The sequence below is a fragment of the Microbacterium proteolyticum genome (assembly GCF_029639405.1).
GTDB lineage: Bacteria > Actinomycetota > Actinomycetes > Actinomycetales > Microbacteriaceae > Microbacterium.
Genome location: NZ_CP121274.1, coordinates 114,261 through 140,303 on the forward strand (window position 1 = coordinate 114,261; position 26,043 = coordinate 140,303).

30 protein-coding genes and 1 pseudogene are annotated in these 26,043 nt (G+C 71.0%); 15 read left to right on the plus strand and 16 right to left on the minus strand.

Annotated elements, in window-relative coordinates; all coding sequences use genetic code 11:
- Nucleotides 1–71 precede the first annotated feature (71 nt).
- On the plus strand, nucleotides 72–452 hold the full coding sequence (locus P8R59_RS01345) for a hypothetical protein (protein ID WP_278102392.1): 381 nt from the start codon (nucleotides 72–74) through the stop codon (nucleotides 450–452).
- 9 nt (nucleotides 453–461) lie between these two features.
- Here P8R59_RS01345 and P8R59_RS01350 read toward each other — a convergent pair whose 3' ends face one another.
- The 5 genes from P8R59_RS01350 to P8R59_RS01370 form a co-directional block, all read right to left on the minus strand.
- Nucleotides 462–1,889, minus strand: coding sequence for a PepSY-associated TM helix domain-containing protein (locus P8R59_RS01350; protein ID WP_278102393.1), 1,428 nt, complete (start codon nucleotides 1,887–1,889; stop codon nucleotides 462–464).
- Entirely contained in the window at nucleotides 1,886–3,109 is a 1,224-nt protein-coding gene (locus tag P8R59_RS01355; protein ID WP_278102394.1) for a Dyp-type peroxidase, read from the minus strand. The genes P8R59_RS01350 and P8R59_RS01355 overlap by 4 nt, the downstream gene beginning before the upstream one ends.
- Nucleotides 3,109–3,657, minus strand: coding sequence for a copper chaperone PCu(A)C (locus tag P8R59_RS01360; protein ID WP_278102395.1), 549 nt, complete (start codon nucleotides 3,655–3,657; stop codon nucleotides 3,109–3,111). The genes P8R59_RS01355 and P8R59_RS01360 overlap by 1 nt, the downstream gene beginning before the upstream one ends.
- A 10-nt stretch (nucleotides 3,658–3,667) precedes the next feature.
- Nucleotides 3,668–4,225 (minus strand): copper resistance CopC family protein, encoded by a 558-nt coding sequence (locus P8R59_RS01365; protein WP_278102396.1) that lies wholly within the window; start codon nucleotides 4,223–4,225, stop codon nucleotides 3,668–3,670.
- A gap of 255 nt (nucleotides 4,226–4,480) precedes the next feature.
- Nucleotides 4,481–5,077, minus strand: a complete 597-nt coding sequence (locus P8R59_RS01370) for a hypothetical protein (RefSeq protein ID WP_278102397.1) — start codon at nucleotides 5,075–5,077, stop codon at nucleotides 4,481–4,483.
- A gap of 54 nt (nucleotides 5,078–5,131) precedes the next feature.
- Between P8R59_RS01370 and P8R59_RS01375 the strand changes: the two genes are divergently transcribed.
- A complete protein-coding gene (locus tag P8R59_RS01375) occupies nucleotides 5,132–6,151 on the plus strand; it encodes an epimerase (RefSeq protein ID WP_278102398.1) in 1,020 nt (339 codons plus the stop codon).
- A gap of 13 nt (nucleotides 6,152–6,164) precedes the next feature.
- On the opposite strand, the gene P8R59_RS01380 is transcribed toward P8R59_RS01375, so the two are convergent.
- Nucleotides 6,165–6,323 (minus strand): hypothetical protein, encoded by a 159-nt coding sequence (locus tag P8R59_RS01380; RefSeq protein WP_139340730.1) that lies wholly within the window; start codon nucleotides 6,321–6,323, stop codon nucleotides 6,165–6,167.
- 141 nt (nucleotides 6,324–6,464) lie between these two features.
- On the opposite strand from P8R59_RS01380, the gene P8R59_RS01385 reads away from it, so the two are divergent.
- Nucleotides 6,465–6,725 carry a hypothetical protein gene (locus P8R59_RS01385; protein ID WP_077052226.1) on the plus strand — a complete coding sequence of 87 codons (261 nt, stop codon included), beginning with the start codon at nucleotides 6,465–6,467 and terminating at the stop codon, nucleotides 6,723–6,725.
- A gap of 1 nt (nucleotide 6,726) precedes the next feature.
- Here the strand turns inward: P8R59_RS01385 and P8R59_RS01390 are convergent, their stop codons facing one another.
- Nucleotides 6,727–7,692, minus strand: coding sequence for a helix-turn-helix transcriptional regulator (locus P8R59_RS01390; RefSeq protein WP_278102399.1), 966 nt, complete (start codon nucleotides 7,690–7,692; stop codon nucleotides 6,727–6,729).
- A gap of 84 nt (nucleotides 7,693–7,776) precedes the next feature.
- Between P8R59_RS01390 and P8R59_RS01395 the strand changes: the two genes are divergently transcribed.
- Complete coding sequence (locus P8R59_RS01395; RefSeq protein WP_278102400.1) at nucleotides 7,777–8,238, plus strand: GNAT family N-acetyltransferase; 462 nt, start codon at nucleotides 7,777–7,779, stop codon at nucleotides 8,236–8,238.
- 97 nt (nucleotides 8,239–8,335) lie between these two features.
- Here P8R59_RS01395 and P8R59_RS01400 read toward each other — a convergent pair whose 3' ends face one another.
- Both P8R59_RS01400 and P8R59_RS01405 read right to left on the minus strand, forming a co-directional pair.
- Nucleotides 8,336–9,229 carry an SDR family oxidoreductase gene (locus tag P8R59_RS01400; RefSeq protein WP_077052229.1) on the minus strand — a complete coding sequence of 298 codons (894 nt, stop codon included), beginning with the start codon at nucleotides 9,227–9,229 and terminating at the stop codon, nucleotides 8,336–8,338.
- Nucleotides 9,230–9,282: 53 nt separating this feature from the next.
- Nucleotides 9,283–11,091, minus strand: coding sequence for a glycoside hydrolase family 15 protein (locus tag P8R59_RS01405; protein ID WP_278102401.1), 1,809 nt, complete (start codon nucleotides 11,089–11,091; stop codon nucleotides 9,283–9,285).
- Between the two features lie 163 nt (nucleotides 11,092–11,254).
- On the opposite strand from P8R59_RS01405, the gene P8R59_RS01410 reads away from it, so the two are divergent.
- Nucleotides 11,255–11,812 (plus strand): Dps family protein, encoded by a 558-nt coding sequence (locus tag P8R59_RS01410; protein WP_077052231.1) that lies wholly within the window; start codon nucleotides 11,255–11,257, stop codon nucleotides 11,810–11,812.
- A 66-nt stretch (nucleotides 11,813–11,878) separates the two neighbouring features.
- Here the strand turns inward: P8R59_RS01410 and P8R59_RS01415 are convergent, their stop codons facing one another.
- The 3 genes from P8R59_RS01415 to P8R59_RS01425 all read right to left on the minus strand — a co-directional run bounded on the left by P8R59_RS01415 (nucleotide 11,879) and on the right by P8R59_RS01425 (nucleotide 15,761).
- Nucleotides 11,879–12,316 carry a hypothetical protein gene (locus tag P8R59_RS01415; RefSeq protein ID WP_278102402.1) on the minus strand — a complete coding sequence of 146 codons (438 nt, stop codon included), beginning with the start codon at nucleotides 12,314–12,316 and terminating at the stop codon, nucleotides 11,879–11,881.
- Between the two features lie 115 nt (nucleotides 12,317–12,431).
- Nucleotides 12,432–14,963, minus strand: coding sequence for a DEAD/DEAH box helicase (locus P8R59_RS01420; protein ID WP_278102403.1), 2,532 nt, complete (start codon nucleotides 14,961–14,963; stop codon nucleotides 12,432–12,434).
- A gap of 45 nt (nucleotides 14,964–15,008) precedes the next feature.
- A complete protein-coding gene (locus P8R59_RS01425) occupies nucleotides 15,009–15,761 on the minus strand; it encodes a hypothetical protein (protein WP_278102404.1) in 753 nt (250 codons plus the stop codon).
- A gap of 87 nt (nucleotides 15,762–15,848) precedes the next feature.
- Here P8R59_RS01425 and P8R59_RS01430 point away from each other — a divergent pair, with 87 nt between their 5' ends.
- The gene (locus P8R59_RS01430) at nucleotides 15,849–16,883 is read left to right on the plus strand and encodes an LLM class flavin-dependent oxidoreductase (RefSeq protein WP_278102405.1); all 1,035 of its coding nucleotides are present in this window, start codon (nucleotides 15,849–15,851) and stop codon (nucleotides 16,881–16,883) included.
- Nucleotides 16,884–16,940: 57 nt separating this feature from the next.
- Here the strand turns inward: P8R59_RS01430 and yiaA are convergent, their stop codons facing one another.
- Nucleotides 16,941–17,408, minus strand: a complete 468-nt coding sequence (yiaA, locus tag P8R59_RS01435; RefSeq protein WP_278102406.1) for an inner membrane protein YiaA — start codon at nucleotides 17,406–17,408, stop codon at nucleotides 16,941–16,943.
- A 255-nt stretch (nucleotides 17,409–17,663) separates the two neighbouring features.
- Here yiaA and P8R59_RS01440 point away from each other — a divergent pair, with 255 nt between their 5' ends.
- From P8R59_RS01440 to P8R59_RS01450, 3 genes are all read left to right on the plus strand, one after another.
- Nucleotides 17,664–17,945: a GlsB/YeaQ/YmgE family stress response membrane protein gene (locus tag P8R59_RS01440; RefSeq protein WP_278102407.1), complete on the plus strand. Its 282-nt coding sequence runs from the start codon at nucleotides 17,664–17,666 to the stop codon at nucleotides 17,943–17,945.
- Between the two features lie 165 nt (nucleotides 17,946–18,110).
- Nucleotides 18,111–18,554: a hypothetical protein gene (locus tag P8R59_RS01445; protein ID WP_278102408.1), complete on the plus strand. Its 444-nt coding sequence runs from the start codon at nucleotides 18,111–18,113 to the stop codon at nucleotides 18,552–18,554.
- Nucleotides 18,551–19,234, plus strand: a complete 684-nt coding sequence (locus P8R59_RS01450) for a nucleoside/nucleotide kinase family protein (RefSeq protein ID WP_278102409.1) — start codon at nucleotides 18,551–18,553, stop codon at nucleotides 19,232–19,234. Before P8R59_RS01445 ends, P8R59_RS01450 begins: the two co-directional genes overlap by 4 nt.
- Here the strand turns inward: P8R59_RS01450 and P8R59_RS01455 are convergent.
- Nucleotides 19,231–19,920 carry a hypothetical protein gene (locus tag P8R59_RS01455; protein WP_278102410.1) on the minus strand — a complete coding sequence of 230 codons (690 nt, stop codon included), beginning with the start codon at nucleotides 19,918–19,920 and terminating at the stop codon, nucleotides 19,231–19,233. The two genes, P8R59_RS01450 and P8R59_RS01455, sit on opposite strands and share 4 nt — an antisense overlap.
- Nucleotides 19,921–20,009: 89 nt before the next feature.
- Between P8R59_RS01455 and P8R59_RS01460 the strand changes: the two genes are divergently transcribed.
- From P8R59_RS01460 to P8R59_RS01485, 6 genes and pseudogenes are all read left to right on the plus strand, one after another.
- Nucleotides 20,010–20,372, plus strand: coding sequence for a GntR family transcriptional regulator (locus tag P8R59_RS01460; RefSeq protein ID WP_077052248.1), 363 nt, complete (start codon nucleotides 20,010–20,012; stop codon nucleotides 20,370–20,372).
- Nucleotides 20,369–21,265 (plus strand): ABC transporter ATP-binding protein, encoded by an 897-nt coding sequence (locus tag P8R59_RS01465; protein ID WP_278102411.1) that lies wholly within the window; start codon nucleotides 20,369–20,371, stop codon nucleotides 21,263–21,265. The genes P8R59_RS01460 and P8R59_RS01465 overlap by 4 nt, the downstream gene beginning before the upstream one ends.
- Complete coding sequence (locus P8R59_RS01470; RefSeq protein ID WP_278102412.1) at nucleotides 21,262–21,990, plus strand: hypothetical protein; 729 nt, start codon at nucleotides 21,262–21,264, stop codon at nucleotides 21,988–21,990. The genes P8R59_RS01465 and P8R59_RS01470 overlap by 4 nt, the downstream gene beginning before the upstream one ends.
- A gap of 294 nt (nucleotides 21,991–22,284) precedes the next feature.
- Nucleotides 22,285–22,395 (plus strand): annotated as a pseudogene (locus P8R59_RS19220) (GNAT family N-acetyltransferase); the annotation flags it as partial.
- Between the two features lie 56 nt (nucleotides 22,396–22,451).
- Nucleotides 22,452–22,934 carry a nuclear transport factor 2 family protein gene (locus P8R59_RS01480; RefSeq protein ID WP_341210461.1) on the plus strand — a complete coding sequence of 161 codons (483 nt, stop codon included), beginning with the start codon at nucleotides 22,452–22,454 and terminating at the stop codon, nucleotides 22,932–22,934.
- A gap of 93 nt (nucleotides 22,935–23,027) precedes the next feature.
- Nucleotides 23,028–24,329: an HNH endonuclease signature motif containing protein gene (locus P8R59_RS01485; RefSeq protein ID WP_278102413.1), complete on the plus strand. Its 1,302-nt coding sequence runs from the start codon at nucleotides 23,028–23,030 to the stop codon at nucleotides 24,327–24,329.
- 15 nt (nucleotides 24,330–24,344) lie between these two features.
- Here the strand turns inward: P8R59_RS01485 and P8R59_RS01490 are convergent, their stop codons facing one another.
- Nucleotides 24,345–24,911 carry a ribonuclease H family protein gene (locus P8R59_RS01490; RefSeq protein WP_278102414.1) on the minus strand — a complete coding sequence of 189 codons (567 nt, stop codon included), beginning with the start codon at nucleotides 24,909–24,911 and terminating at the stop codon, nucleotides 24,345–24,347.
- 46 nt (nucleotides 24,912–24,957) lie between these two features.
- On the minus strand, nucleotides 24,958–26,019 hold the full coding sequence (gene gnd / locus P8R59_RS01495) for a phosphogluconate dehydrogenase (NAD(+)-dependent, decarboxylating) (protein WP_278102415.1): 1,062 nt from the start codon (nucleotides 26,017–26,019) through the stop codon (nucleotides 24,958–24,960).
- Nucleotides 26,020–26,043: the final 24 nt, after the last annotated feature.

The window sequence follows — 26,043 nt, forward strand, 5'->3', positions numbered from 1 at the left end:
CCCGTCAACCCCGTCATCGCCCGGCGCACGTCCGCCTAGCGTGAGGCCACACCCCCACCGGAAGGACCACCGTGACCACTCCCCCCGAGAACCTCCCCGGCGCCGACCACGAGCAGACCGTCTCGGACGCCGAGGGCCTGACCGCCGACGTCCCCGCGGGCGGGGCGGGCGCCGACACCGGCGCCGTCTCCGCCACCGAGATCGACGACGCCGACGACGCGCGCGTGCCGAACGTCTCGAGCCAGAACGACATCCCGGGCGTGGGCACCCGCGGCGGCGGCTCGACCGCGCACCACGAACCCGACGAGTCCTCCGAGGCATCCGCACCGGCGACGGGCGAGGATCACGTGGATGCCGACTCCCCCATCGGCAGGTACCAGCCCGGCGTCGGTCGGTCCTCGGCGGAATCGAGCAGGGTCGCGCAGAACCTGCCCGATCCCGACGAGCACTGACCCCGGCGGCTACCCGGCCGTCGCGCGCCGTCGCTGCACGAACCCGAGGACCACGTCGAGCACGACGAACGCGGCGAGCGTGTAGCCGACGAACGGGAGGAGGAGCCCCAGCCCGATCGCTCCGGCGAGCACGAGGGCGATCCCCCACCACGGCGCGTCGCGGAGCGCCCCGCGCGCGGGGGCGGCCGCGACGCCCCGGGTCGGGCGGCGCTTCCACCACATCGCGTAGCCGAGAGCGACGAGCGTCGCGATCCCGAGAGCCAGCGCCAGCAGCACCAGCTGATTGACGAGTCCGAACATCGAGCCCATGTGCGTGTCGATGCCCCAGCGCGACAGCTTCGCCAGCAGCGGGTACTCGGCGAAGTCGACCCGGTCCGTCACCTGCATCGTGGAACCGTCGATGGCGACGGCATCCACCTCGGTCGGGAAGCTGCGCTGGATCTCCTGCACGACCCAGGCCTTGCCGGGGGCGGTGGGGGGCTTGATCTCGACCTGCCCCGTGTTGACGTTGATGCGCTGCGCAATGGCGAGCACGGCGTCGAAGGTCGCGGGGTTCGCAGCCCCCGTCGGTGCGGTCGCGGCACCGCCGTGGTGCGCGTGGTCACCGCCCGTCGCCGTCTCCCCCTCGAGCGAGGTCGACAGCGCCGGAGTGCCCCCGCCGACGGCGGCGCGCAGGTCGGCGACGTTGGCGCCCGCGAACGTCGACCAGGTGATCCCGGTGGCCGAGAGGAACACGGCCCCGAGCACCACCCACACGCCGATCGAGGCGTGCCACCCGAACAGTCCGCGATAGCCCGTGTGGGAACGGTTCGGACGCACGAGGTCGGCGCGCCCCCGACGGCTGCGCCGCATCCGTCCGATCCAGAGCCCCAGGCCGGCGAGCGCGACGATCCCGAGCCAGGATGCCGCGAGCTCGCTGTACCACCGTCCGGGCTCGCCGAGGTGCAGGTTCCGGTGCAGATCGCTGACCCAGGTGCGAACGGGCAGGGCGCCACTGGTGCCGTACGCCGTGAGGTCGCCGCGGATCTCGGCCGATCCCGGGTCGACGAAGATCGCGCGGGTCTCGCTGGCGCCGAGGGAGGGGTCGGCGAACATGACGCGCGTCGTCGCCCCCGGTTCGGGTGCGGGCCGCACGGCGACGGGGGTCGCGTCGCCGCCGACGTACCCCTCGGCGGCGACGATCTGATCGGCCAGCGGCAGGGGCGCGGCGGTCGAGGGCGCCGTCAGCTCGTGCGCGTACACGATGCGATCGAGCGTCGGCGTGATCGCGTAGAGCGCCCCGCTCAGTGCGGCGACGAGGATGAACGGCCCCACGAGCACCCCGGCGAAGAAGTGCAGCCGGCGCAGGAGCGCCGTGAACCAGCCCTTCCGGACGCGCGGAGGCGAGGAGTCGGATGCCGCGGAGGCGGGCACCTGCTCGGTGTCGGTGGTGGTCATGACAGGATTCCTTCTCCGATGAAACCGCCCTCGGCGCAGCCGGGCGGAAGGGCGAACACGGCCGACCCGATGGGGGTCGTCCATTCGTTGAGCAGGTCGAGCTCGTCGAGTCGACGCTGCAGGGGGACGAACTGCCGATCGATGTCGGCCTGGAACGAGACGAACAGCAGTCCCGCGTCCGAGACCGCGTCCGTCGGCAGCGCGTCGTCGTAGTTGTAGCCGCGGCGGAAGATGCGCTCCGCGGGGTCGTCGGACCGGGACCGCCGCACGTGCGAGAACTCCGGGATGACGGGGAAGCCGATGGCATCCTTGGCGGCGAAGTCGGGCTCGTCGAACTCGTCCGTCCCGGTGAGCGGGGCGCCCGTGGACTGGAAGCGCCCCACCGCCTGGTCGCGCCCGGGGCGATCCAGCCGGTCCCACTTGTCCAGGTCCATCGCGATGCGCCGCACCACCATCCCCGTCCCGCCGGTCAGCCAGCCCTCGCGCGACCAGACGACCTCGTCGAACCCGGTGGTCCCGGGCAGCGGGTTGGCGGTGCCGTCGACCTGGCCGAAGAGGTTGCGCATCGTGGTCCCCGGGCGCGTCGTCCCGTGCGCGCGGCGGAAGCCCTGCTGCACCCATCGGGGTGTGGCGAACGCCCGCGCGTCCTTGAGCAGCATGCGCGTGGCGTGGGCGACGGTGACCGGATCGTCCGCGGCGATCTGCAGGAGCAGGTCGCCGTCGCCGTACTCGGGCCGGAGCCGGTCGATCGTGAACGCGGGAAGCGGGCGCAGCCAGGCGGGGGCCGCGGCGCCCGAGCGCGCGACGAACCCCGGGCCGAACCCGAAGGTCACCGTCAAGCGCGCCGGCGAGACCGCCAGCTCCGGTTCGGTGTCGGCGAGGGCGCCCTTCCCCCGCGTCAGGCGCACGGCGTCGTCGGTGAGCAGGCGCATGAGACGGCGCAGGGCGTCGCGGTCGGTGTCGGCGCGCAGGTCCAGCGCGACGAGCGACACATGCGCCTGCGCGTCCGTGTCGATGCCGGCCTGGTGGGCGCCGTGGAAGGGCACGACGACATCGCCGTTCAACGGCGCCGCGGACACGGCATCCGTCGCTCCGGCCGAGACGGCCGCGTCGATCCCGACCGCGGCGAGCGCCCCCGCGCCGGCGACGGCTCCCCCGAGGAGGAACCCCCGCCGGCCGAGACCGCCATCGCCCGGAGCGGATCGATCGCGGGACGCCATCAGTGGCCCGACTCCGAGGAGCCCATGTCCATCTCGCCCATGTCGCCCTCGTAGGTCTCGTTCGCGCCGGCGAACTCCTTCACGGGCGCGGTGATCTCCGCCGTGGACTCGTCCGAGAAGGTCAGGGTGATCGTGGTCTCGTCGCCGACGAGCAAGGGCGACGTGACGTCCATGAACATGAGGTGGTTGCCACCCGGCTCGAGGGTGATCGCCCCGTGGGCGGGGATGACGAATCCGCCCTCGACCGGGCGCATGACCATCTGGCCGGACTCGTTCTGCACGGTCTCGTGCAGCTCCATTGCGGAGGTCGCGGGGCTGGTGGCCGACACGACCGTGAGGTCGGTGTCGCCGTCGTTGCGGAGCTCGCCGAAGCCGGCGCTCATCCCCGCATCGGCAGCCTTGACCCAGACGTCGCTGGTCGAGAACGCGTCGGCCTCCGGCGTGACGGACGTGGTGGGCGCAGCGGCGCCGGCGCACCCCGAGAGCGCGAGAGTTGCGGCCAGGGCGAGGGCGCCGAAGCGCAGGAGGGAGGTGGTGCGGACGGACATGGAGAACCTTTCAGGACTGATCGCCGCGGGCACCGCGACGACGGAGGAGGAACGAGACCGCGACGAAGACGGCGAGCGCCAGGCCCGCCCCGATCGCGGCGATGACGACGACACGGGGGATCCCCGCGCCGTCGGTGGAGGCGGGGACCGCCTGCGGGGAGGGCGCCGCCGAGACGGCGGCCCGTTCGAGGGGCGCGGCGTCTCCGACGGTGAACGGGATGACCCCCGAGATGGGGTGGCCGTCGACCGAGACGACGCGCCACCGGATCTCGTACCCGGCGACCGGCATGCCGTCCGCCAGGTAGACCGAGACGGTCCCGGATGCCACCACGGGGTCGGCCGCCACCCAGTCGGTGCCGTCGCCGTCGGCGACGATCACCTCTGCCCCGACGTCCATGACGTCGGCGGAGAATCTCAGGGAGATCTCCTGGGGTGCGGAGGGCAGACGCTCACCCGCGGAGGGTGAGCTGGAGAGCAGTTCGTCGTGGGCGGAGGCCGGGACCGACGACGCCAGGACGGCGACGGCAGCCACGACGATCCCCGCCGCGACGACGCGGAGGCGATGCATGGGAACCTCTTCCCGGATGCCGGAGCACCCGTCGGACAGCGGCCGCGCACGGGCGCACGGGGGCGCGCGGGACGCGGACGCCGAGGGCCGTCGGAGTCCGTGCTCGCTCAATGGCGAACGTCGGACCGCGCGCGCGGCGCGCGACGACCTTGGTGGATGTCGGGGATGCGAGGCTCTGCCACCCGACGTGAACCGTCCGCGCCGCGGGGCGCGGAGGCCATCGGCATCCCTCCACCGACGGAGGGACGCGGGGCGTCAGAGCGCGAAGAGGGGCGGTCCGCGCCTCCGCGCGGAGGCGGTGAGCAGCAGCGAGGCCGGGCGCACGGCGGCGATGACGACGACGGGGACGCGGCGCAGCGGAACGGGGAGGGGGCCTAGGGCGATGATCGCCGCTCGGGCACGCAGCCAGACCAGGAGTCGGTCGGCCAGCACCCGGAGGAGCGCGACGGTGCTCTCACCGCGGTGCAGCGCCAACGTGGTGACGACGGCGGCGACGAGGTGCCACCCGCCCATCGTGGCGTCCGCGGTCACCAGGGGGCCGGCGGGACCGTCGAGCACGGTGGCGACGCCGTGGACGTGCGTGGCGCGTCCGGTGTCGTACGTGCCGAGGACGAAGAGGGCGTGGAAGACGATCTGGCTCAGCGTCACGGCCGCGCCCAGGCGCCAGACCGAGAGGCGGCGGCCGGCCAGAGCGACGCAGACGACGAAGGACAGCGCGAGCGGGACGACGATCCCGAACGCCCCCGGCACGGCGCCGCCGGCCGTGACGTGGGACAGGAGGGCCACGAAGGTGGCCACGCTCGCAGCGACCGTCCCGCGCACGACGCGCGTGCCCCGGTCCTGTCGTCGCATGTTCTCATTCTGTCAGCCGAGCGCCGACTCTCCCGCCACCCCTAGGCTGGCCGGATGACGAGCTCCCCGGCCGCCCCTCGCCGCGTCGTGATCGCCGGCGCGAGCGGATTCGTCGGTCAGGCGCTCGTCGCGGCGTTCCGCGAGGACGGCGACGAGGTCGCCACGGTGGGGCGCACCGGCACGGCGACCTGGACCGACCCGGCGGGGATCGCGCGGCTCGTGGACGGCGCCGACGTGCTCGTGAACCTCGCCGGCCGCATCGTGTCGTGCCGGTACACCGACGCGAATCGCGACGAGATCCTGAACTCCCGGTTCGATACGACCCGCGCTCTGCATCGGGCGGTCCGGGATGCCGTCCACCCCCCGCGCGTCTGGATGAACGCCTCGACCGCCACCATCTACCGGCACGAGACGGAGAGCGGCAACGACGAGGTCGACGGCGTGATCGGCGAGGGCTTCTCGGTCGACGTCGCCACGAGCTGGGAGCGGGCGTTCTTCGACGGCGAGCTGCCCACGACGCGGCGGGTCGCCCTCCGCATGGCGATCGTGCTGGGCGACGGCCCGGCCACGCGCATGCTCCTCGCCCTGGGAAGGCTCGGCCTCGGTGGTCCGCAGATCGACAGCTGGTGGTTCCCGCACCGCCGCTATCGCGGGATCGGAGCACGCCCGAGCGGACCCGCGTGGTCGTCGTGGCACCGCACGCGGGGACGCCAGCGCTTCAGCTGGATCCACATCGACGACGTGGTGGCATCCGTCCGTTTCCTGCGCGATCGCGACGACATCGCGGGACCGGTGAACCTGTCCGCCCCCGGCGTCAGCGACAACCGCACCCTCATGCACGAGGTACGTCGGGTCGCGGGGATGCCGGTGGGTCTCCCGGCGTTCCGGTGGATGCTCGACCCCGCCATGGCGGTCCTGCGCAACGAACCCGAGCTGGTGCTCAAGAGTCGATGGGCGGTGCCCGGGGTCCTGACCCGCGCGGGGTTCGCCTTCGCGTACGACGAACTGGGGCCGGCGCTGGACGCCGTGGCATCCCAGCGCCGGCCCCGGGCCCGCGATCTCTTCTCGAGCTGAGAAGAGGGGTGGATCAGGTGTTGCGGCGCACGAAGCGCAGCAGTGCCGCGATCACACCGACGATCAGGATGATGATTCCGATCCACAGGAGGAACTTCACGGCCTCGACGAAGATGCCGAGGAACAGGAAGACGAGACCGACGACGATGAGGAGGATGGCGAGAGCTGGCATGTCATCCACCCTGCTCCGTCTACGGGAATCGGCCCGCGCCCTTGACAGACGGCACACGCCGGTGCACGCGCGTGTCAAGGTCCCGGCGCGCGGAAGGCTCGCGGTCTAGCCTCGGATCCGTCACCACGAGAGAGGCGCATCATGGGCGATCGCGACACCACCGGCCACGGCACCGGACCCGAAGAGGGCGAGTACACCGAGGTTCAGCTGCCCGACGGCGAGGAGGCGGGACGCAACCTCGACGCTCCGGGCGAATACGTCGACAACGAGCGGGCCGACGGCACCGAGGCGCGGCCACGCGCCGACGAGGCCGGTTCCTACACCGACGTGCAGCTCCCCTCCGGCGACGAGTCGCGCGAGGACACCGAGCGTCCGGGCGAGTACACCGACCGCGATCGCTGAGTCAGCGATCGAGCGTCGTCTTCGGGTCGGCCCGGTAGGCCGCGTGGTACGCCGCGGCGAATCCGGGGAGGTCGACGAAACCCCAGCGGAGCGCGATCTCCCCAACCGTCGTCCGGGTCGGATCGGATGCCACCAGGTCGGCGTGCGCGGCGCTCACGCGTGCGTGCTCCAGGTAACCCTCGGGAGTCGACGAGAGCTGCCCGTTCGCGGCGAAGGCGCGACGCAACCCTGCAACCGAGGTCCCGGTCGCGCGCGCGGCGTCGTCGGCCGTGATGGGCAACGACGCGTGATCATCCATCCATCGCATGGCGGCGGAGTAGGTGGCTGCTTGAGCCATCGCCGAGGCGCGCCGCTCACGCGGGTCGCCCGCCAGGGGGAAGGCTTCCAGGGTGGACGACACGAGTGCGCGGTGCACGTGCGCGCGCACCAGGGGTTCGGCGAGAAGAGGGAGCTGGGTGAACGCCCAGCGCAGGGTGGCGACCCAGTAGTCGCGCATCCGCCGGGATACCGGGCCCGTTCCGTCGAAACGCACCTCGAGAGAGTCGTCTCCATAGATGGTGCGGGCGGCGTCCTCGAGTCGCGCGGCGTCGAACGCGACGATGTCGATCTCCGCACCATCGGCGATACCGGAATACTCCTGGCCCGGCTGGGCGACGGCCGGCTCCACGCTGTACTCGCCGCTTGCCGACCCGATACGCCACGAGAAACCGGGGGTTCCGGTGGCGAAGAAGAACCGATCGACCCCGTACTCGACCTCGGCCCGGCATCGCCACGACAGGTGACGCAACGAGAAGGCGTCGTCACCGACGGCGCGCTCGGCGAACGAGCCCACCTCCACCTGCATGTCGACACGGCCGTACTGTGCGCGCAGCCACTCCAGGGTTTCAGCCGCCTCCGCCGTGCGCACGCGGGTGTCGTAATAGTCGCTGCTCACGGCCGGGGGCACCTCGTTCCCGCTGGACTGCACCACCGCCATAGTAGTTAACCCGGCGATCCCGCCGGCAGTTCCCCCTCTCCGCCGATAGTTCACCCACCCCCAGGAAGAGCCCCCGTGACCGACTCGCCCGTCATCCGCGACATCCACCCCGACGACGCCGGAGAGGTCCTGACGATCCAGCGCGCCGCCTTCGCCAGCGAAGCGCTGATCTACGGCGACCCCGACATGCCGCCCCTGACCCAGACCCTCGAGGAGCTCGAGGCCGAACTCGTCGAGAACCTCGGCTGCGTCGCCATCGTCGGCCACCGTCTCGTCGGGGCCGTTCGCGCGCGCCGCGACGACGAGCTCCTGCTGATCGGTCGCCTCGCCATCGCACCCGATCAGCAGGGCGGGGGCCTCGGGTCGAAGCTCCTCGCCGCCGTCGAGGAACGTGGGCGCCAGGCCGGCGCGACCGAGGCCGAACTGTTCACCGGCGGTCTCAGCGAGGCGAACCAGCGCCTTTATGAGCGCGAGGGGTATCACCGTTCCGAGACCACCCCCGACGGCGAGATCTTCTACCGCAAGCCGCTGACCTGACACCGCGAGAACAGGCGATGCACCGAGAACAGGCCGATTCATACAGAATCGGCCTGTTCCGGTCGCGTCGCCTGTTCTCGTCGCGACGGTGCGGTGCTTACGGGGTCGGCATCCCGCCGTTGACGTTGAGCGTCTCGCCGATCACGTAGCTCGATTCCGCGGATGCCAGGTACACGTACGCCGGGGCGAGCTCGGCGGGCTGCCCCATGCGTCCGAGGGGCGTCTCCTCGCCGAACTCCGCGACCTTCTCCTGGGGCTGACCGTCCGAGACCTGCAGCGGCGTCCAGATGGGGCCGGGAGCCACGGCGTTGACGCGGATGCCCTTCGGCGCCAGCTGCTGACCGAGCGCCTTGGTGAAGGCGTTGATGGTCGCCTTCGTCGAGGCGTAGTCGACGAGGATCGCCGACGGCGAGTACGCCTGGATCGAGGTCGTGTTGATGATCGCGGACCCGGCCGGCAGGTGCGGGAGCGCCGCCTTGGTCACCCAGAACATCGCGTACACGTTCGTCTTGAAGGTGGCGTCGAACTGCTCGTCGGTGAGGGTCGTGAGGTCTTCGTTGAACAGCTGCTTGCCGCCGTTGTTGACGAGGATGTCGAGTCCGCCGAGTTCCTCGACCGCCTGCGCGACGAGCGCACGGCAGTACTCGGGGTCGCGGAGGTCGCCCGGGATCTGCGCGACGGTCGCGCCGGCCTCGCGGAGGATCCCGGCGATGCGATCGGCATCCTCCTTCTCCTCCGGCAGGTACGACATCGCGACCGAGGCGCCCTCGCGGGCGAAGGCGATCGCGGTGGCCGCGCCGATGCCGGAGTCGGCGCCGGTGATGAGGGCCTTGCGCCCCTCCAGCCGGCCGCTGCCGACGTAGGTGTCCTCGCCGAGGGCGGCCTTCGGGCTCAGCTCGGCATCCAGACCGGGCTCGGGCTGGTGCTGCTTCGACGGCTCGATGTCGGCGTAGAGCTTCGCGGGATCGGTGAAGGTGTATTGCGTGGTCATGGCGAGTCCTTTCGGGGGGATGCCGCGGCGCGAGTCGCCGCAGCGGGGAAGGGTCAGCGGTCGCCGAGGTCGGCCTCGTCGACCACCTCACGGATGACGAGCGCCGCGTTGATGAGCGCGAGGTGGCTGAGCGCCTGCGGGAGGTTGCCCCAGAAGGCCCCGTCGTCCTCGGCGATCATCTCGGAGTACATGCCGACGTCGTTCGCCTGCGCGACGAGAACGTCCATGGCCTCGATGGCCTCGGCGTGGCGGCCGACGCACGCCAGGGCCGTCGCCCGCCAGAAGGCGCACGCGACGAAGGTGTGCTCCTCCTGGTCCATGCCGGTGTACCGGTAGACGAGGTGGTTCGAGGTTCCGAGGCGTTCGGTGATGGCATCCACGGTCCTCGACATGCGCTCGCCCCGGTCGAAACCCGTCGGCGCATGCAGCAGCACCGACGCATCGAGGTCGTCGGAGCCGGGGCGCAGGGTGTAGGCCTGCACCGACTCCGACCAGCAGTTCTCCTCGACCCACGCGTGGATGCGGTCGCGCTCGGCGCGCCAGCGGTCGCCGTTGTCGGGGATGTGGCCGCCGTCCGCGAGCCACTGCGCGTCGTCGAGGGCCTTCCAGCAGCCCATCTTCGACGAGGTGTAGTGCTCGAGCTCGGGCAGCTCCCACATGCCGGAGTCCGCGCGCCGCCAGAGATCGCACGTGCGGTCGGCGACGTCGGCGAGCAGCCGCCCCGTCTGGATGTCGAGGCGGTTTCCGGCCTCGACGTACGTGCGGCACAGGGCGATGAGGTCGCCGTAGACGCCGAGCTGCAGCTGGCCCTGCGCGGGGTTGCCGGTGACCACGGGCTGGTTCCCGTTCCACCCCGGAACCTGGTGCTTCTCCAGGCCGATCTCGGCATCGCCGTCGAGGGTGTACATCACCTGCACCTCGGGACCGTTCTTTCGGATCGTGCGCAGGAGCCACGAGATCGCGGCGTGCGTCTCCTCGCGGAGGCCGAAGCCCACCCACGCGTGCGCCGTATAGGCGAGGTCGCGCACCCACGCGAAGCGGTAGTCCCAGTTCTTCCCGCCGCGGGGGTTCTCGGGGAGCGAGGTGGTGGCCGCCGCCGCGATGGCGCCGGTGGGGCTGAAAAGCAGGAGCTTGAGGGCGAGCGCGCTGCGCTGCACGTCGTCTGCCCACGGGCCCCGGTACGAGAACTCGTCGGACCACATCTCCCAACCGCCGATCGTGCGGTCGACCCCGCGGTCGACGTTCTGCGCGTCGGGGATGCGGAGCGGTTCGCCCTCCGTCGCGGCGATCACGAGCAGGTGGCGCGAGCCCTCCGCGGTCGTGAAGCCGCCGTCGATGCTCTCGTCGCCGGCATCCGGTTCGCCGCGGAGCCCGTACTCGTGCCCGGTCACCGCGAGCGAGACGTGCCCGATGCGCATGATCGAGAAGCCGTCGATGCGCTCGGTCCAGGGCGCGGCCGAACGCAGCATCGTCCCCGGCTGCACGCACCAGGCGAACTCGACCTCGCCCGCCACTCCGTCGACGCGGCGGGCGAGCTCGGCCCAGGGCAGACGCCCGGCGATCCCCGTCACCATCGCGTCGGTGACGGTGGCGACACCGGAGGCGGTGGTGAAGGTCGTCTCGAGGACGTTGGTGCGCGGGATGTACCGTCGCGTGATCTCGTACTCCTCCACGGGCGCGAGCTGGATGCACCCCCCTGCCGACTCGTCGACGAGCCGGGCGAAGACCGGTCGCGAGTGGATGTTGGGCAGCGGAAGCCAGTCGACGCCGCCGTCCAGCCCGATCAGCGCGACCGTCCGCCCGTCGCCGATCGCGGCGTAGTCGCGCAGCGGGCGGGACGGCGGAGGCGGGGTCGTGAGCACGATCCCACGCTAGGAACCGTCTCGCGCCGCGCTTCGGGGGTTGTCGATCGCGGGCCGAGCGGGTACGGGGCCGGTACCGCGGCACCGTCGCCCTCGCAACCCCCGACCGTCGCCGCGACGCACGACCTAACGTCGAGGGCGACAGCGAGTGAAAGGAACACGCATGTCCCCCACCACGAAGGACACCCCGACCAAGAACCGCCGTCGCCCGGCCCGCGGCGGCAGCGGCCCCGAGACCACCGACGAGCAGAACGCCGAGAAGGGCTTCCAGGCTTCGGAGAAGCTCACCGACAGCCTGCAGGCCGTCCTCATCGACCTCATCGAGCTGTCGATCCAGGGCAAGCAGGCGCACTGGAACGTCGTCGGGAAGAACTTCCGCGACACCCACCTGCAGCTCGACGAGATCATCGACGCCGCACGCGAGTTCAGCGACACGGTCGCGGAGCGCATGCGCTCGCTCCACGCCCTGCCCGACGGCCGCAGCGACACGATCGCCGAGACGACGACCCTCCCGGAGTTCCCGCAGGGCGAGGTCGACACGGCCGAGGTCGTCGACCTCATCACCGAGCGCCTCGACGCGACCGTCGGCACCGTGCGCGCCGTGCACGACGACGTCGACGAGGAAGACCCGACCAGCGCCGACATCCTGCACGGCATCCTCGAGCGTCTCGAGCAGCTGTCGTGGATGGTCAGTGCGGAGAACCGCGTCGCACGGAAGTAACCCCATCGGACGATGACACCGGATGCCGGGGCTCGAGGGCCTCGGCATCCGTCGTCGTCACGCGGGTCACGGCGTGGGCAACAGCAGCGGCGGACGCGGACCTTCGAGGCGGGCGATCGAGGCCTTGATGTCGGCGAGGTTGACGTCGATGGTGAGCAGACGCCCGTCGATCTGACGCTCCCGCGCATTGATCAGCGCCATGCGCTCGTCGAACCGTGCATCGGCGCGGTCCATGCGGGCGTCGGCACGATCCATGCGCGCCTCGATCCGCTCGAATCGGTTGTCCACCTGCTCGAACCGTTTGTCCACCTGCTCGAAGCGCTTGTCCACCTGCTCGAAGCGCTTGTCGACCTGCGCGAACCCCCGGTCGACCTGCGCGAAGCCCTGCTGGGTCCGCCGCTCGACGCGGTCGAGCATCCACTTCATCCCGCTCAGGATCGCCGCGGCGAAGGTCACGAAAAAGGCGGCGAGCGCGATGAGCGCTTGAGCGGTGTCGACGTTCACGGGCGGGTCCTTTCGAGCGGGGTGTCGTCGAACCTACGCCGCCGCCGGTCGCCCTGCACGCGTACGTGCGCGAACCGTGCACAACTTCACCCCGCCGTCCACCGGGGAGGAAGGGTCAGAGCCGCAGCACCTCGGTGACCCGCACGATCGCCGTGCCCTCTTCCTCGGAGGCGGCGAGATCGACCTCGGCGCGGATGCGCCAGTCGTGGTCGCCGGCGGGGTCGTCGATCGTCTGCTCGACGCGCCAGATGCCGTCCGTCGCCGCGGACTCGTCGATGTCGACGAGCGCGGAAGACCGTGATGCGCCCCCGGTGCCGATGCTGTCGTGCTCGTCGAAGTAGCGGTCGAGAACGCCCGGCCAGTCGACGTCGGGATCGAGTCCGACCAGTTCGTCGTCGCGCTGGAGAGCGGCGAGCTGCACGCGGCGGAACATCTCGTTGCGTACGAGCACGACGAACGCACGGCGGTTCGTGAGGATCGACGGCGGCGCGGGGGGCACCACCGGGGCCGACGGGTCGTCGGCGGGGTTGATCAGCTGCTCCCACTCGTCCACGAGGCTCGAATCCACCTGCCGCACGAGCTCGCCGAGCCACGCGATGAGGTCGAGCAGGTCGGGCGTCTGCGCGTCGACCGGCACCGTCTGACGGATCGCGCGGTAGGCGTCGCTCAGGTAGCGCAGGACCAGCCCCTCGCTGCGGGCGAGCTGGTACAGCGAGACGTATTCACCGAACGAGCACGCCCGCTCGAACATGTCGCGCACGACCGACTTCGGCGACAACTCGAAGTCGCGGATCCACGGCTGGCTCGACGCGAACACCTCGTACGCCTGCGCCAGCAACGCGTCGAGGGGTTTGGGCCAGGTGATCTCCTCGAGCAGTTCCATCCGCTCGTCGTACTCGATGCCCTCGCGCTTCATCGCGGCCACGGCCTCGCCCCGCGCGCGGAACTGCTGCTGCGACAGGATCGGACGCGGATCGTCGAGCGTCGCCTCGATCACGCTGACGACGTCGAGGGCGTAGTGCCCCGTGCCGACCGACGACGCCGGAGGCGCGGCATCCGGCCCCCTGCCGAGTTCGACGTCGGGGTCGAGCATCTCGATCGCGGCGAGCGCGAACGGCGACAGCGGCTGGTTGAGCGCGAAGTTCGGTTGCAGGTCGACGGTGAGCCGGATGCCGCCCTCCCCCGCCTCGACCACGCCCGCCTGCACCAGGGTGCGGAAGATCGCGATCGCGCGGCGGGCGAGTTCGTACTGCCGGGGGCGCGGCTCGTGATTGTCGAAGACCAGGGAGCGGACGTTGCCGAACACGTCGCCGCCGCGGGCGATGACGTTGATGAGCATCGCGGCCGTGAGCTTCATCTGCGGCTGCAGCGGTTCGGGCTCGGCCGCCACCAGGCGGTCGTAGCTCTGCTCGGTCCAGTTGACGAACCCCTGCGGCGCCTTCTTGCGCACGATCTTCTTCTGCTTCTTCAGGTCGTCGCCGGCCTTGAGGATCTGCGCGGCGTTCTCGATCTCGTGATCGGGTGCCATGACGACGACGGTTCCCGCGGTGTCGTACCCCGCGCGGCCCGCGCGGCCGGCGATCTGGTGGAACTCGCGGGCCGACAGCTGGCGCATGCGCGTGCCGTCGTACTTCGTGAGGGCGGTCAGGAGCACGGTGCGGATGGGGACGTTGATCCCCACGCCCAGCGTGTCGGTGCCGCAGATGACCCGCAGGAGCCCGCGCTGGGCAAGGGTCTCGACGAGGCGTCGGTACCGCGGCAGCATGCCCGCGTGGTGCACGCCGATGCCCGCGCGCACATAGCGCGAGAGGGTCTTGCCGAAGCCGGTGGTGAAGCGGAATCCGCCGATCGCCTCGGCGATCTCGTCGCGCCGCTCACGGTCGATGATGCGGATCGACGACAGCGCCTGAGCCCGCTCCATCGCCGCCGCCTGGGAGAAGTGGACGACGTAGACCGGGGCCTGCTTCGTGTCGAGAAGCTCCTGCACCGTCTCGTGCACGGGGGTGCGGGCGTACTCGAAGTGCAGCGGCACGGGCCGCTCCACTCCCGTGACACGGGCGGTGGCCCGCCCGGTGCGGCGGGAGAGGTCGTCGGCGATGTCGGCGACGTCGCCGAGGGTCGCCGACATGAGGATGAACTGCGCCCGGGTCAGCAGCAGCAGGGGCACCTGCCACGCCCACCCGCGGTCGGGTTCGCCGTAGTAGTGGAACTCGTCCATGACGATCTGATCGACGGCCGCGTCCGATCCCTGGCGCAGAGCGAGGTTGGCGAGGATCTCCGCCGTGCAGCAGATGATCGGCGCGTCGGAGTTGACGGAGGAGTCCCCCGTCACCATGCCGACGTTCTCCGCGCCGAAGATCTCGACCAGCGCGAAGAACTTCTCACTCACGAGAGCCTTGATCGGGGCCGTGTAGTAGCTGCGGCCGCCCCGGGCGAGGGATGCCGCGTGCGCGGCGACCGCGACGAGGGACTTGCCCGTCCCCGTCGGCGTCGACAGGATCACGTTCGCACCGGAGACGATCTCGATGATCGCCTCGTCCTGGGCGGGGTAGAGCGTCAATCCGCGGCTGCTCGCCCACTCCACGAACCCGAGGTAGGCGGCATCCGGGTCGCTGCCTGCGGGCACATGGTCGAGGAGCGAGGTCACTGCTCCACCCTCTCATCCCCCCGACCGCGACCCGGCCGACCGGACTCACTCCACGTCGGAGAAGACCCCCACGTGGTCGCCGTCGCTCACGAACTGCAGGGAGCTGCCGACGGGGAATCGCTCCCGGAAGGCGTCGGGCAGGTCGGGCGTCACGACGAACTCGATCGTGGCGGGGAAAGCCCCCGCTCCGCACCCGCCGTACCGATACCCGATCTGCGACGCGTTGATGTCGCCCGACGCCGGGAGGGTCGACGTGTCCAGGAGGATCAGACATTCGGCCCGGGTTCCCGACGAGTCGACCTGCGTCGTTCCGGCGTAGGCGGTGAGACCGTGGAAGTCGGCGTAGACGGACACCTCCGACGAATCGAACCCCATGCTCCTCACCGGGGAGTCGTCGGCGGACGGATCGACCCGCAGCGTGTCGACCTGCGCCACGCCCGCGGTCCGCGCGACGGGAACGAACGTCGTCGCCGCGATCGACGCGGCGCTGGCGACGGCGGCGACGGCCGCGAGCGACCCCGCCCACAGCCACAGCGTGCGGGCACGCCGCACCACCGGTCGGCTCACGGTGGGCACGCCGCCCTCGACGTCATCGTCGTCGACGACGAGCGGCGCGGCGTCCGGAGCCATCGGCGGGGTGACCGGCGGCCTGACGGCGGCCTCGACCCGCGCCTGGCGCTCGAGGTCCTCCAGTTCCTGCAGCCGCGCCACGGCGGCGGGATCGCGATCGAGGTCGGCATCCGGCCCGTAGGCCCGAGCGCGGAGGGCCTGCAGCTCGCTCCGCAGCTCGACGTCCATGTCCTGCATCGTGCCACAGCCCGGACGCGTCGGGGCCGTCGCTTCCATTCGCGGGAATAGACCAGCGGATGCCGCGTTGCACCTGTCATGCGCTCCTTCGGCACCCTCTCCTTCGGGCACTACGGCCCCCTCGGCGGCGGCCATCATCTCTCCGCCGGCGACTCGATGCTGCAGGCGATCGACCTCGCCCAGGGCATGGACGATCTCGGCGTGAACGGCGTCTCGTTCCGCGTCCACCACTTCGCCCGACAGCAGGCCGCGCCCATGCCGCTGCTCGCCGCGATCGCGGCACGCACCTCGCGCATCGAGGTCGGCACCGGTGTCATCGACATGCGGTACGAGAACCCGCTCATGCTCGCCGAGGAGGCGGCATCCGTCGACCTCATCAGCGGCAACCGGCTGGCCCTCGGCGTGAGCCGCGGCTCACCCGAAACCGTCCTGCGCGGCTACGAGGCGTTCGGCTACACCGGGTCCGAGGACCCGCGCGGAGCCGACATCGCCCGCGACCACTTCGACCTGTTCCTCCGCGCGATCGACGGGGAAGGGCTCGCCGAGCGCGACCCGATGAGCCCCTTCGGCGGCGGCGCGGGGCTCCAGCGAATCGAGCCGCACTCCTCCGGCCTGCGGACGCGCATCTGGTGGGGCGCCGGCACGACGGCGACGGCCGAGTGGGCGGGGCGCACGGGCGTGAACCTGATGTCGTCGACGCTCCTCACCGAAGCCGACGGCACACCGTTCGACATCCTGCAGGCACGCCAGCTCGACGCGTTCCGCCAGGCGTGGACGCAGGCCGGACACGCCGGCGAGCCGCGCACGTCGGTGAGCCGCAGCATCTTCCCCATCGTGAGCGACGAGGACCGCCTGTACTTCGGCGGCTCGGCCGGATCCGACCAGATCGGCGTCATCGACGGCATGCGCTCCACGTTCGGCAAGACGTATGCGGCCGAGCCCGACGTCCTCATCGAGCAGCTGCAGAACGACGCGGCCGTGATGAGTGCCGACACCCTGATGCTGACGATCCCGTCGCAGATGGGAGTGGAGTTCAATCTCCGGCTCATCGAGAACTTCGCGACGCACGTCGCGCCTGCCCTCGGCTGGCAATCGACCCTCGCGGCCGTCTGAGCGAACGACAGAGCCCCGGATGCCATGGCATCCGGGGCTCTGTCGTATGTGGGGCGATCAGACGCCGGGGAATCCCGGTGTCCGCTCGACCGGCGACGGATCGGGGTGCACGACCCGGAAGGCGGCGATGTCGCGGACGTTCTTCTGCACCGCGACCACGGCGAACAGGCTCATCGCGAAACCGATCCCGTAGAACCCCTTCTCCGACAGCAGAAGTTCGGCGTTCCACAGTCCGATCGACATGAGTGCCAGGGCCGCGAGCAGCATCGCCCACGCGACGCCCAGGTACGCGCCGGTCACGGGCACGTCCTCCGCGCGGTCGCGCACGGCCTTCTGCACGGAGATGGCGGCGAAGAGGCCGAGCAGGAAGACCGCGAGGAAGTATCCCTTCTCGGCGAGTTCCATGTGGGCGTTCGCCAGACCGATGAAATACACGGAGGCACCGAGCCCCAGCGCCACCCACGAGGCCCCGACGAAAGCGGCGGTCGGCCGCCCGATCTCGAGGTGCGTCTGCTGATCCGTCATTGGTCCAACCTTCCTCTCGGGCCTCGCGAACGAGGCATATGCGTTTCGAGGAAGGTAGCGGCCAGCGCATGCGACTACAGCCATATGCATGTCTCTCGGACCGTCTTCCCGTTCACGGGCGCGGGAGCATAGTCAGTCGATCCCCGGGGCTCAAGGGCACGCGGTCGGCGCCTCGCTCGGCCTAACGTCTCCGAGGCGCTCCACACAGCAGGAGCGCTGTGCCACACCCCGGCACCTCGCAGCAAGGAGAACATCATGCTCTGGACCATCCTCGGTCTCATCATCGTCGGCCTCATCGCCGGCTTCATCGCTCGCGCCGTCATCCCCGGCAAGCAGAGCATGAGCATCCTCATGACCATCGTCCTGGGAATCGTCGGCTCGTTCGTCGGCGGGTTCCTCGGATTCCTCATCTTCGGCAGCGACCCGATGGGCGGATTCCTTCAGCCGGCGGGCATCATCGGCTCCATCATCGGCGCGATCATCGTGCTCGGGATCTACGTCTTCGCCACGCGCGGTCGCAGCGCCCGCACGCGCTGACACGCGTCGCCGGATGCCCCCGCCGCCTCGGCTCACGCCGGGCGACGGGGGCATCGCGCGTCTCGGACCACGGGCAGCATCCGAGTACGTGACGGTGACCGCACCGCACCCTATGCTGACGCCGTGAACCCGACACCTCGAACTGTTCTGCTCTCCTCCGCGCTTGTGCTGATACTGACTGCCGCCCTCAGCGGGTGCGCGGGCGGAACCACGACCGCGGATCCCGCCGCGAACTCCTCCGCCGCAGCGCCCTCCGCCTCCGCAGCCGTCGTCGAGACGCCCGCACCCGCCGACCCGAGCGCTCCGGCGGAGAACTGCATCCCCTCCGACGTCACGGCCGCCGGTATCCCCCTCGTCGACGGGACCGTCGTCTGCGACCTCGTGCGGGGCGACCTGAACGACGGGACGCTGTCGATCGTCATCCAGGTCGGCTCGGTCGACGAGGGATTCTCGCAGGCGACGAGCGCCTTGACCGCCGCGGGGTACAGCGCCGGAGTCACCTCGCCGGAAGCGTCCAACTTCACCAATGGCACGTACACGGTGCTGGTCTCCGTCACCGAACAGGACCCGTACGGGGCCGTCGTCACCTACGCGTTGTCTCCCGCGTGATCGCGACACCGGAGGGGCTCCGGGGCGTTCCCGACCGTCCCCCGGGCGCGACGGTCGCCGCCCTCGCCGATCGCGTCGAGCGGGCGGCATCCGGATCCCCCCGCTTCCTGCTCGGGATCGCAGGAAGCCCCGGCAGCGGCAAGACGACGCTCGCCACGGCGCTCGTCGCCGAACTGAACGCCCGGAACCCCGGTACGGCAGCGGCATTGCCGATGGACGGCTTTCACCTCGCCAATGCCACCCTCGACCGGCTCGGCCGCCACGACCGCAAAGGTGCGATCGACACGTTCGACGGCTGGGGCTTCCTCGCGCTTCTGCACCGGGTGCGCACCGAGACCGACCACACGGTGTTCGCGCCGAGCTTCCGCCGCGAGGCCGACGAGGGCGTCGCGGGCGAGATCGCTATCGAGCCGGACGCGCGCGTGGTCGTCGTGGAGGGCAACTACCTGCTCTTCGACGACGGTCCGTGGGCGCGCGTGCGCGACGCCCTCGACGAGGCATGGTTCTGCTCCGCGCCGAGCACTGTTCGCGAGGCGCGCCTCGTCGAGCGGCACACACGGCACGGCCGCACCATCGACGCTGCGACGGCGTGGGCCCGGGACGTCGACGGCGTCAACGCCGCACTGATCGAAGCGACGCGCGGACGGGCGGATCTCGTCGTGTCGGGCGAGATCGTCTAGGCGACGGCGAGCGTCGACACCGCGAGGTCGAGGAACGGCAGGACGTCGCGGTCGAGGACGACCGTGCAGACGACCCGCTCGGCGACCTCGAAGCCCACGGCGTAGACGAACGGATCGGTATCGATGTGCAGCGCCGACCGCCGCTCCCCGTCGACCACCAGCGACGCGGGCGCCACGGCCGAGTGTGCGACCTCGCCGGCGAAGTTCACGCCGATCTGAGTCGGCAGCCCGAGCTGCTCCCGGAACGAGTTCCGCAGCACATGGTTCGCGTGATGGACCAGCTGGCTCGACACCGTGGCATCCTGACGCTCCGAGCCGTAGCGGGTGGTGCGCACCGCCTCCTGCAGCATCGGGTAGCGGAACAGCCGCGCCGTTTCGATGATCCACGCGGGGCGTGGCCACGGCGGCTCCTCCTCGATCGACCGTCGCGTGCGCTCATCGAGTTCGCGCTCGTTGCGCGGGTCTGCGTGATTCTCCGGATGCCGCCAGAAGGTATAGCTGAACGTCACCGCCCATTCCTCCTGCACGGACCCGAGTCCTCCCTCGACGAAACCGGCGATCGGTAGCCGGGAGAGCGCGGGCTGCGGCGTCAGCTCCATGACCGGGAACGGCACAGCGCGCACCCGCGCGTCCGCGGCGAGCCGCGGGTCGGGCGCATCCTCTGGGATCACGCCGACGAACTCCATGTGCCCAGTGTGCGGCCTCCCGCCCGGTATTGACATCCCGCACGCCACCTCCTAGGTTCATTACTCAAGTAACTAACCCAAGGAGTCCGATGCTCGACGACGGAAAGCCGATCTTCATCCAGATCGCGGAGTCCATCGCCGACGGCGTGCTCGCCGGCAGCTACCCGGAAGGCACACAGGTCCCGTCGACGAACGAGCTCGCCGCCTTCCACCGCATCAACCCCGCGACGGTCGGCAAGGGACTCGGGCTCCTCGTCGACCGCGGCATCCTGCACAAGAGGCGCGGACTCGGCATGTTCGTCAGCGAGGGCGCCCGCCAGCGCCTCCGAGACGAACGCACCACGGCCTTCCGCGCCGGTTTCGTCGCGCCGCTGCTCGTCGAGGCGCGTTCGCTCGGCCTCGACCTCACCGACATCCATCGCATCATCGATCAGGAAGGGGCATCCTCATGACGCAGCCCGCCGTCCGCCTGTCGGGGGTGTCGCGGCGCTTCCGGCGCACGCGGGCCCTCGACGACCTCACCCTCGACATCCCCGCCGGCGCCATCACCGGACTCCTCGGTCGTAACGGCGCCGGGAAGACGACGCTCATGTCGATCATCGCCGGACACGACCGCCCGTCGACGGGATCCGTGGAGGTCTTCGGCATCGACCCGTTCGAAGACGCCCCGACGATGTCCTCCATCAGCTTCGTCCGCGACAACCAGCGCTACCCCGACGAATTCACACTGCGGCAGGTTCTCGAAGTGGCTCCCCTGTTCCACGCGGGCTGGAGCGCCGACATCGCCGAGCACCTCGTCCACGGCTTCCGCCTCCCTCGCAAGACGGCGATCAAGAAGCTCTCCCGGGGCCAGGCCTCCTCGCTCGGGATCGTCCTGGGGCTCGCCTCGCGCGCTCCGCTGACCATCTTCGACGAGCCCTACCTCGGACTGGATGCCACGGCCCGCCGGTTCTTCTACGACACCCTCATGCAGGACTATCTGGACCACCCGCGCACGATCCTCGTCTCCACGCACCTCATCGACGAGATGGAACCGCTGCTCGAGCACGTCGTGATCGTCGACGAAGGACGCCTGGTCCGGACCGCCGCCGCCGACGACCTCCGCGGAAGCGCCGTCACCGCCAGCGGCCTGACCAGCGCCGTGGAGGCGCTGACTCCGGGGCACCGCGTCCTCCAGCGACGGACGATCGGTGGTCTCACCTCCGTCGTCCTCGAGACGCCCGCCGACGAGGAGCTCCGAGCCGAAGCCGGTCGTTCGGGCGTGCAGCTCACGCCCGCCACCCTGCAAGACCTCGTCGCCGCCTACGGCGTCGAGTCCGAGTCGCTGGAAGGAACGCGCGCATGACCACCCTCACCGCCGACGCTCGGCGCGGCGCCACTCCGCTCGACGTGGTGCGCCTGCACTTCTCGCAACGCGGCCTGCTCCTGCGCACTCCGCCCCTGATCATGCTCGTCGTCTTCGTGTTGACCATCATCTTCGCGGTCATCTTCGTGCGGATGGGCTCCGTGCCCGGGAGCAGCGAGTGGATTCAGAACAGCAGGAGCAACGCCGCCGTCTTCTGGGCCCTCCCGGGGTTCTTCGGCTGGCTCGGCGTACAGACGGTCTCGTTGACCTTCCCTCTCGCGTTGTCTCTGGGAACGACCCGCCGGACGTTCGTGGTCGGCACGGTCCTGAGCCGCGTCGCGATCGCCCTGTACGTCACGGCGATGCTGCTCGTCTTGCTCGGCATCGAGCTGGCGACGGGGCACTGGTTCTTCCACATCTACATGACCGACGTCTGGCTCCTCGGTGCCGGAAATCCGTTCCAGCTCGCCGCGACATCGTTCCTCGCGACGCTGGCGGTCCTTTCGGTCGGCGGTTTGTTCTCCGCCGCCTGGGTGCGGTTCGGGGCGCTCGGGCCGATAGCCCTCGCCGCGGTGCTGGTGCTGATTCTGGGCTTCACCGCGATCCTGGTCATCCCGTTCGCGGCCGACGCCCAGCCCTGGTGGGCCGCACTGGCCGCGGGGATCGCCATCGCCGCCGCAGTCCTCGGGCAGTACGCGCCTCTGCGCCGCGCGTCGGTGCGCTGACCGTGGCCGCATCGCTGTGGGGCTCACGTCCGGGCCCCGGTCGGAAGGCGGATCCGTGTCGTTGCAGCTGACGCCCCTCGCCGCCGCGGGAGCGGACCGCGACGAGCTCGTCTCGTTCCTCACCCGCAACGTCTTCCCGTTCCATGTACGTCCCCGGACCACCGCGGGACAGGCGGGTGCGGCGATCGACGCCGGGCGATGGGGCGCCGACGAGATCGAGACGTTCTGGATCGAGAACGACGAACGCGGCCGGGTCGGGTCGTCCGCCTGGACGACCTCGCCGACGCGACGGCGATGGTCGATCTGCGACTGGGCGAGCAGCACCGGGGGTTCGGTCTCGGGGCCGCCGCCCTCACCGCCGCGACGGAGCGCGTCTTCCGGGAGCACCCCGGCGTCATCCGCTTCGAGGGTCAGACGCGCGAGGACAACATCGCCATGCGCCGGACCTTCGAGCGGTGCGGGTGGGTTCACGAGGCGCACTATCGGGGCGGCTGCCGGTCGCCGACGGCGAGCCCGTGGCATCCGTCGCCTACAGCGTGCTGCGCCGCGACTGGGCGAACGGCACGACGACACCCGTGCCGTCGTCGTCGCCCGACGATCGGGCACGGGTCATCGCCGCGGCGTGGGCCGCCGAGGAGCAGTTGCTCACGCCCGGCGTCCGCGGCGACTCGGCCGCCCTACGCCGGCTGCTCGCGGAGGACTTCGTCGAGATCGGCCAGTCCGGACGCCGCTGGACGCGGGACGACATCATCGCCGCGCTGGTCTCCGACCCCGGCCGTGGCGGCGGTGAGCTGAGCGAGCGCGAGGCGCGACGGCTCGCGCCGGCACTGGTGCTGCTGCATTACCTGCTGCGCCTCGACGGACGGAACAGCCGCCGCACGTCGATCTGGCGCTCGGAGCCCGAACCGCGATGCGTGTTCCACCAGGGCACGCCGGTTCCGTAGCCCTCACCGGGGCGGTGGCACCGGCATCGTGCCGGCGGGTGCGCCTGTGGACAGCCGCCGCGCGATGTCGGAGGTCCGTGGCAGCATGTGTGCATGCCTGATCGACCGCCCGTCTTCGACGATCGGGAGGATGCCGTCCTCACCGACGCCGTCGCCGCGCTCGTCGAGAGCGAGCGGGCGCTGGCCGAGCTCGAGGCGGCCCGGGTCGTGCAGTTCGCCGCCGCGATTCGCGTCGCGCTCGAGCGGTCGAGAAACCGCCCGCGCGCGGTGCAGGAACGCGAGATGGCGCTGCGGTCCATCGCGGCCGAGATCGGCGTGGCGCTCCGGTGGAACGACCGGACCGTCCAACGCCGCCTCGGCGAGGCTCTCCAACTGGTCGACGACTTCCCCGCGACGCTGCGGGCTCTCGCCGAGGCGCGGATCAGCGCACGCCACGTCGCCGTCATCCGCGACCTCGGAGTCGAGCTCGAAGACCGGGCGGCCCGGGCGTCGTTCGAGTCCCGCGTGGTCGAGCGCGCTGCGACCGACACCGTCGCCGGCACGCGGGCCTTCGCGCGTGCGGTCCTCGAAGAACTCCACCCGCTCTCGATCAGCGAGCGGTTCGCGCACGCCGAGCAGCAGCGCCGCGTCTGGATCGACGACGACGTCGACGGCATGGCGCGGCTCGGCGTGCTCGACGGCGCGGCGAAGATCCGCGCGATGTACGACCGCCTCACGCGGCAAGCGCGGGCGATCCGCGCTCTTCCGCGGCCCGAGAGCATGGACGACCCGGATGCCGTGGAGGACCGCCGCGCGATCGACCAGGTCCGCGCCGACCTCCTGTGCGACCTCGTGCTCACGGGGCAGCCCGCGATCGACGCCACGACCGACACGCTCCCGGGCGGCCTGGGCGCGATCCGTGCGCACGTCTCGGTCGTCGTCCCCGCCCTCACCGCCGCGGGGGCGAGCGACCGCGGCGCCTCGATCGACGGGCAGAGCCCCATCGACGCCGATACCGCGCGCCGGCTCCTCGCGGGGGCACCGGCGTGGGAGCGCGTCGTCACCCACCCCGTGACGGGCGCGGTGCTCGCGGTCGACCGCTACCGCCCCTCCCCCGCGATCCAGCGGTTCGTCCGAGCCCGCGACGTGCACTGTCGATTCCCGGGATGCCGTCAGCCGCCGCGGCGGTGCGACCTCGACCACAACCACGATCACGCGCGCGGCGGCCCGACCGCCGCCGACAACCTCTCGTGCCTGTGCACCCGGCATCACACGCTGAAGACCGAGACGCCCTGGACCGCCCGGCAGCGACCCGACGGCAGCATCCAATGGACGAGTCCGCTGGGGCGCAGCGTCACCGACCGCCCCGAGCGCTCCGTCGCCTTCGCGCCCGAACCGGATCCGCCGCCGTTCTGACGAACGGCCCCGGGCTCAGCGCCCGTTGCGGTCGGCTGCCGAACGCGGCGGAGCCGACGCGACGTCGAGCGTGTCGAGGCCGCGCAGCGACGTCCAGATCAGCTCCTCGCCCTTCGCCGCGTGCTGCGACGCGCGGACGGCGCGCTCATCGGCCCACGAGTTCAACACGTGGCCGCTGTGACCGCGCACGTGCTCGAGCACCACATCGGGCAGACCCGCCGCCCGGCGGGCGTCGCGGGCGGCGATGAGCGCCTCGAGGATGCCGCGATTGGCGACGGGCTTCTTCGCCGAGGTGACCCAGCCGCGACGACGGTGGCCGTCCATCCACGACGAGTACGTGTCGATGGCGTACTTCGAGTCGGCCTGCACCACGAGGTCGCGGACGTTGGCGTGATCCGTGATCGCGTGCAGCAGACCGAGGAGCTCGCCGATGTTGTTCGTGCCCTCGGGGATCGATCCGGCGGCCCAGTGGCCGTCCTCGCCGACCCAGGCCCACCCGGCCGGTCCGGGGTTCCCCTTGCACGCGCCGTCGGTGGCGACGACGTAGCGGTCGGAGGACGCGGGCGCGGAGGAACTACTCATCCCTCTAGTCTCCCCGACCGCGTCCGCGTCCCCGGACCGAGCACCCTCAGCTGCTGCTGCTGTCCGCCTTCTTGCCGCCGGCTTCGAGCACGTCGCCCGCCGGCAGCTCCTGGTGACCGCCGAACTGCAGGCGCATCGCGGAGAGCACCTGGTTGGCGAAGTGGTCCTCGCCGCGAGAGGCGAAGCGCTCGAACAGCGACGAGGCGAGCACGGGCACCGGAACACCGGTGTCGACGGCCGCCTTCACCGTCCAGCGCCCCTCGCCTGAATCGGAGACCCGCCCGGCGAGGCCGTCGAGCGTCGGGTTCTGAGCGAGAGCCGCCGCCGTGAGGTCGAGCAGCCACGACGAGATCACCGACCCGCGCCGCCACAGCTCGGACACCTTCGCCGTGTCGATGTCGAACTGGTAGAACTCCGGCTCCTCCAGCGGGGCGACCTCGGCGGAGTGCTCGCCCTGCTTGAGCCCCGCGTCGGCGTTGTTGAGGACGTTCAGTCCCTCGGCGAGCGCGGCCATGATGCCGTACTCGATGCCGTTGTGGACCATCTTCACGAAGTGCCCCGCCCCCGACGGACCGCAGTGGAGGTAGCCGCGCTCCTCGGGGGTGTAGTCACCCGTCCGGCCGGGTGTGCGCTCGATGTCGCCGGGCCCCGGCGCGATCGTGCGCAGGACGGGCTCGAGGTGGGCGACGGCCTCGTCGTGCCCGCCCACCATGAGGCAGTAGCCGCGCTCGAGACCGAACACGCCGCCGCTGGTCCCGATGTCGACGTAGTGGATGCCGGTGTCCTGCAGCTTCGCGGCCCGACGCACGTCGTCACGGTAGTTGGAGTTGCCGCCGTCGATGATGATGTCGCCGGCCTCGAGGACCTCAGCGACCTGGTCGACAACCGAGCCGGTGAGCCCGGCGGGGATCATCAGCCAGACGGCGCGCGGCTTCTGGAGCTTGGACGCGAGGTCCGCGATGCTCGACGCACCGGTGGCGCCCTCCGCGGCCAGGGCCGCCACGGCATCCTGGTTCACGTCGTAGACCACGCAGTCGTGGCCGTCCTTCATGAGTCTGCGGACGATGTTGGCGCCCATCCGTCCGAGTCCGACCATGGCGAGTTGCATCCGTACCCCATTCGTCTGAATCCG

Coding starts and splice junctions, on each gene's coding strand:
- P8R59_RS01350 (WP_278102393.1), bottom strand. CDS start 1,889: ATGACCACCACCGACACCGAGCAGGTGCCCGCCTCCGCGGCATCCGAC.
- P8R59_RS01355 (WP_278102394.1), bottom strand. CDS start 3,109: ATGGCGTCCCGCGATCGATCCGCTCCGGGCGATGGCGGTCTCGGCCGG.
- P8R59_RS01360 (WP_278102395.1), bottom strand. CDS start 3,657: ATGTCCGTCCGCACCACCTCCCTCCTGCGCTTCGGCGCCCTCGCCCTG.
- P8R59_RS01365 (WP_278102396.1), bottom strand. CDS start 4,225: ATGCATCGCCTCCGCGTCGTCGCGGCGGGGATCGTCGTGGCTGCCGTC.
- P8R59_RS01370 (WP_278102397.1), bottom strand. CDS start 5,077: ATGCGACGACAGGACCGGGGCACGCGCGTCGTGCGCGGGACGGTCGCT.
- P8R59_RS01375 (WP_278102398.1), top strand. CDS start 5,132: ATGACGAGCTCCCCGGCCGCCCCTCGCCGCGTCGTGATCGCCGGCGCG.
- P8R59_RS01380 (WP_139340730.1), bottom strand. CDS start 6,323: ATGCCAGCTCTCGCCATCCTCCTCATCGTCGTCGGTCTCGTCTTCCTG.
- P8R59_RS01385 (WP_077052226.1), top strand. CDS start 6,465: ATGGGCGATCGCGACACCACCGGCCACGGCACCGGACCCGAAGAGGGC.
- P8R59_RS01400 (WP_077052229.1), bottom strand. CDS start 9,229: ATGACCACGCAATACACCTTCACCGATCCCGCGAAGCTCTACGCCGAC.
- P8R59_RS01410 (WP_077052231.1), top strand. CDS start 11,255: ATGTCCCCCACCACGAAGGACACCCCGACCAAGAACCGCCGTCGCCCG.
- P8R59_RS01425 (WP_278102404.1), bottom strand. CDS start 15,761: ATGGACGTCGAGCTGCGGAGCGAGCTGCAGGCCCTCCGCGCTCGGGCC.
- P8R59_RS01430 (WP_278102405.1), top strand. CDS start 15,849: ATGCGCTCCTTCGGCACCCTCTCCTTCGGGCACTACGGCCCCCTCGGC.
- yiaA (WP_278102406.1), bottom strand. CDS start 17,408: ATGACGGATCAGCAGACGCACCTCGAGATCGGGCGGCCGACCGCCGCT.
- P8R59_RS01440 (WP_278102407.1), top strand. CDS start 17,664: ATGCTCTGGACCATCCTCGGTCTCATCATCGTCGGCCTCATCGCCGGC.
- P8R59_RS01455 (WP_278102410.1), bottom strand. CDS start 19,920: ATGGAGTTCGTCGGCGTGATCCCAGAGGATGCGCCCGACCCGCGGCTC.
- P8R59_RS01460 (WP_077052248.1), top strand. CDS start 20,010: ATGCTCGACGACGGAAAGCCGATCTTCATCCAGATCGCGGAGTCCATC.
- P8R59_RS01465 (WP_278102411.1), top strand. CDS start 20,369: ATGACGCAGCCCGCCGTCCGCCTGTCGGGGGTGTCGCGGCGCTTCCGG.
- P8R59_RS01470 (WP_278102412.1), top strand. CDS start 21,262: ATGACCACCCTCACCGCCGACGCTCGGCGCGGCGCCACTCCGCTCGAC.
- P8R59_RS01485 (WP_278102413.1), top strand. CDS start 23,028: ATGCCTGATCGACCGCCCGTCTTCGACGATCGGGAGGATGCCGTCCTC.
- P8R59_RS01490 (WP_278102414.1), bottom strand. CDS start 24,911: ATGAGTAGTTCCTCCGCGCCCGCGTCCTCCGACCGCTACGTCGTCGCC.
- gnd (WP_278102415.1), bottom strand. CDS start 26,019: ATGCAACTCGCCATGGTCGGACTCGGACGGATGGGCGCCAACATCGTC.